This window comes from Okeania sp. SIO2F5 (assembly GCF_010692685.1).
GTDB lineage: Bacteria > Cyanobacteriota > Cyanobacteriia > Cyanobacteriales > Microcoleaceae > Okeania > Okeania hirsuta.
On the sequence record NZ_JAAHGU010000264.1, the window covers coordinates 1 to 3,623 of the forward strand.

The 3,623-nt window shown below is 39.9% G+C and carries 5 protein-coding genes; 2 read left to right on the plus strand and 3 right to left on the minus strand.

Going from position 1 to position 3,623, the window contains the following annotated elements:
• Positions 1-473: 473 nt before the first annotated feature.
• On the plus strand, positions 474-1,343 hold the full coding sequence (locus F6K27_RS32640; RefSeq protein WP_287280062.1) for a HEAT repeat domain-containing protein: 870 nt from the start codon (positions 474-476) through the stop codon (positions 1,341-1,343).
• Positions 1,344-1,394: 51 nt separating this feature from the next.
• Here F6K27_RS32640 and F6K27_RS32645 read toward each other — a convergent pair whose 3' ends face one another.
• The 3 genes from F6K27_RS32645 to F6K27_RS32650 all read right to left on the minus strand — a co-directional run bounded on the left by F6K27_RS32645 (position 1,395) and on the right by F6K27_RS32650 (position 2,611).
• Positions 1,395-2,006, minus strand: coding sequence for a HEAT repeat domain-containing protein (locus tag F6K27_RS32645; RefSeq protein WP_287280063.1), 612 nt, complete (start codon positions 2,004-2,006; stop codon positions 1,395-1,397).
• Between the two features lie 135 nt (positions 2,007-2,141).
• Positions 2,142-2,420 carry a transposase gene (locus F6K27_RS34220; protein ID WP_353736104.1) on the minus strand — a complete coding sequence of 93 codons (279 nt, stop codon included), beginning with the start codon at positions 2,418-2,420 and terminating at the stop codon, positions 2,142-2,144.
• Complete coding sequence (locus tag F6K27_RS32650) at positions 2,381-2,611, minus strand: hypothetical protein (protein WP_287280065.1); 231 nt, start codon at positions 2,609-2,611, stop codon at positions 2,381-2,383. Before F6K27_RS32650 ends, F6K27_RS34220 begins: the two co-directional genes overlap by 40 nt.
• Before the next feature lie 470 nt (positions 2,612-3,081).
• Here F6K27_RS32650 and F6K27_RS32655 point away from each other — a divergent pair, with 470 nt between their 5' ends.
• Positions 3,082-3,309: a hypothetical protein gene (locus F6K27_RS32655; protein WP_287280067.1), complete on the plus strand. Its 228-nt coding sequence runs from the start codon at positions 3,082-3,084 to the stop codon at positions 3,307-3,309.
• Positions 3,310-3,623: the final 314 nt, after the last annotated feature.

The window sequence follows — 3,623 nt, forward strand, 5'->3', positions numbered from 1 at the left end:
ATTCATACAATGTTCCATACTCAACGTGATGATTCAAAATGGTAAACCCCAGAGCTACAAAGTAGAAATCTAGTTAACTTCCAACTAAGGGAGTTTTTGGCGATCGCTACTTTCATGCAACAAAGCCGTAACTATGGCAAAAAAATAAAGGGATAAATATATCCGACTACCTACTCTAAATTCCCAATTCCTCCTGACTCCTGACTCCTACCCTCGCCCATCAGACTTTTTCCGCAAGCCCTAATTATTAGTCCCCATAATTATGAATTAATTATAGTTTTTTTAGGGTTGGTGATTTAAGGTATGATACCATGTCCAGGTAAAAGTACGATAGAACTCCGTGACCTTTACGCAGCCAAAAAACTTTCTCCTTCTACTCGGGGTTTCTTCTTCTTTCTTCCCTCCTGACTCCTGACTCCTGACTCCTAAAGAATTAAGATTAATATCATACACTAATTTACCAACGCCATTTTATGTCTCCAGAAGAAACAGATGCTTTTCTGGCCTCTGCTAGAAAAGAAGTAGTCCAACAAACCTTTGACTCCAATGACAGTAAACGCCTAAAACTTATGGTAGAGTCTCTGGGAGATTCACGGGGAATGGTGCGCTTAGGCTTTGCTGAGACTCTCGGACAAATTGGTAAACCAGCGACCCCTTTCTTGATAGAAGCTCTCGGAAATCACCCCGATCCTGTAGTGCGCCGAGCTAGCGCCAAAACCCTCACCCTGATTGCCGACCCAGAAGCAGTTTCTCCCTTAGTCCATGCTCTCCTCAATGATGAAGATACAGTGGTAAAAGGATCGTCCGTTGGTGCCCTAGCTCGGATAGGAAAAGCTGCTGTACCTCCATTGTTGGACATTTTAGGGTCAACAGAGTATCCAGAAAGTACCAAAGGTCATGCAGCTTGGGCTTTGGCATTTATTGGACCTGAAGCAAAAGAGTATCTATATCGGGAAATTCATTCTGAAAAAGTCGCAGTTAGGGCTGCGGTGGTGGGGGCGATCGCCAAAATTGCCCAAGATTCAGGGGAGGAAGAGGCTCTGAATATTTTACTGACTGCCCTAGGGGATTCGTCTGAAATAGTACGCACTGAAGCAGCAGCTGTCCTTGGAAATTTGGCTTACAAACCAGCAGTTCCTCGTCTGGTGGAGTTACTAAATAATCCTACTAGTGGTGAAACTCGCAAGGCAGCAGCTCTATCTTTGATGAAAATTCGTTCTCATAGTGCTTTAGTTCCCTTACAAGCAGCATGGGAACGAGAATCAGAAGCAGATATCAAGCAGATTATTAAATTGGCAATTACTCAACTAGAGAGGCAATCATCAGAAAACGATTGGGAATAGCTAAATATTAAATAAGCTTAACCTGGCTGAAGCACAGTAGCTTTAGCCTTCTCAACTTTGGTTAGATTTGAAATTCAACATATCCAAGCGGGATAAAGCACTGATGGCTGTCTCCCGTACATAGGTGTCAGCAGAGGTATCATTGGCTAATTTGGTTAAGACTGCTTTAGAGCGTTCGTCATTAATAGAGCTAACAGCATTGAGAATTGCCACTGCCAAGCCTAAGTTCTCAGTTCCATCTAGAACTTCCAATAAGCTATCTAAAGCAGGCACACCAATTACTCCTAAAGCCATTGCTGAGGCAATATGAACAACGGGATTGGTATCGCTGAGTCCTTTTTTTAGGCCTTCAATTCCTTCAGATGGGAAAGGAACATTCTTATAGTTAATAGCTACCTGAGCTAGAGCTTTAGCACAACTGCTCCTAATTGTTGAATTATCACTGTTGAGCAACGAATCGACTAAAAATGGCACAGTATCTGTCCCGATCGCTCCGAGTGCTTTAACTGCTGCCCGTCGATAGACGGTATCTTCTTCTGCCAAAACTTCCATCAAGTTAGGAATGGTAGTTTCATCACAAGTTTCGACTATTTCCCACATTGCTCGATCACGCAAGTGAGGGTTAGGGTGTTTTAGTTTCTCAAATAAAGAGGATTGTGTCATCACTTTATGAGTAGTTTGACAAATTATAAGTATACCGTAATTGATTGTAATATGAAATACGAAAAATTATGCTACAGATAAAGCTTCTAAAATAAAGTCCCATCCCGTCACGGATTTAATGGTTTGTGGAGTTAACTACTGTAAGACTTGAGATATTAGGTTCCTTAAACTGTCAAGGTTCTCAAACAGTTCCCACTTCAATTGCTTTTTAATTTTTTTGCATAATTTTTCAATCGGATTAACTCGTGGACTGTAGGGAGGTTTAAATAAAAGGATAACATTCTCAGGAATTTCTAATTTTGACCAAGTATGTAACCGTCCATTATCTAGTTGAATTATATGTAGTTCGGCTGGATAGTTTTGAGCAAACCACTTCAGGTACTGCTGAAAGCAAACCCATCTACATGAGAAAATTCTGCAAAAAAGCTTTCTCCAGTTTCAGGCTCGACTAAGCCATATAACCAGAGATAATCGAAGCACCATTGCTCTATTGCTACAGGTTGGACTCCTCTAGATGTCAGTTTTCTTGCCCATAATGTGATTAAGCCTAATCTCGACTCATGAGGGACTGGGTCTCCCGCGCAGTTTATACGCCCTGTACCCACACCAGTAACTCACCTTTTGATCTCAGGGGGTGACAAGCACCTCAAAACTATTGTGGGGCAATAGTTTCAATGATTATACCTCTGTATAAAATCTGAATTTTTCCTCAATAATAATGATCATCATTTTTAGAGAAGGGGTTGGCACGTGGAGCCTACCAATCCCTTCTCCCCCAATTCAAGTTGATTTTTATCTCAATTGTTGATGGTAGCCATCACTCACATTTTATGGTAGAAAAAGTCGATCCACTTACATAAATAGACCAACCAAATGCAATTTTTATCAGTGATACTCAAATCCAAACTTTAAAAATTTTAGTTTGGTGATTAACGGTACAGAAAACTGTCAAAATAGAAAGGCATTTCTGGTTGTTTTCCTTTACCAATCACATATGTAAAGTTGTCGAAAACATATACAAAGATTTTTAACATTATTTTCTTTGAGCCTTCCATTGTTTTGGTTTCCGATGATCATGATGATTATTAGTCGAGAATTTGTTGATGGTAGTCAATTAATTTTAACTATAGATAGAAGACAATGGAAAAATCATCATCTCTTCGTGATGGCCACTATCTACAAAAAAAGAGCATTATACCATTTTGAAAAAAGAATGTTACGAATAGTAAGAGGGATAAAAATAATTTTCAGCAGACATCCCTTTGACAAAAAAGATGATTTCCAACCTAAAAAGTGGTATTGAAGCCATTCCCATACGACTCCTCACTCCTGACTTCCCCTCCTGGGAGGGGTTAGGGGTGGGTTGACTCCTAAAAAATCCCCTAGTTATTTGTAGCAAACATTTATCAAAATGGTATTACCTATTTACTGGCAAGTTTTGCTCCAAAAAGGCTCTACTAATTTAGCGGAGCAAAAGGCACTTATTAAACCAGTTTTACGGTGATTAAAAAAATATAAACTGGTGGTTATTGGACAGGGGGAATTTTGCTAACGCAAAGCTCCGCTAACACGATGTAGAGTTATGTCACTGGCTAAAAGTTAGAGATAGAACTCCAA